Source organism: Stenotrophomonas sp. GbtcB23 (assembly GCF_019091045.1).
In the GTDB taxonomy this organism is placed as follows: domain Bacteria; phylum Pseudomonadota; class Gammaproteobacteria; order Xanthomonadales; family Xanthomonadaceae; genus Stenotrophomonas; species Stenotrophomonas rhizophila_A.
The window spans coordinates 1-254 of the sequence record NZ_JAGXKC010000505.1; the positions used below are offsets into that span (position 1 = coordinate 1).

Genomic DNA, 254 nt, shown 5'->3' on the forward strand with positions numbered 1-254 from the left:
CGGAACCCGACGACAGTGCCCCAGAGCTACCGGGAGAGGCGGCCGGCAGCATGAAACCCCGGCGCGACCGCGCCGTGTTCTCGCCCATCAGTATCTTCTCGTCTGACGCGGACACCGTACGTCGGTCTGCAAATCCAGTCATCGAACCCCGCACGCCTTTCGATCGGACAGTGACGCAAGCCCGTCCCGATCTGCTTTCCGGCGTGCCAGAAGACTACGCGGCCCCTGCAATGGAAATCGCTGCTGAGGAGGAT

General features: G+C 63.8%; 1 protein-coding gene. It reads left to right on the plus strand.

Translation table 11 applies throughout. The features are described from left to right. Positions 1–50 precede the first annotated feature (50 nt). The coding region (locus tag KVS69_RS19925; RefSeq protein ID WP_217539923.1) for a hypothetical protein at positions 51–254 on the plus strand (204 nt) is incomplete at its 3' end.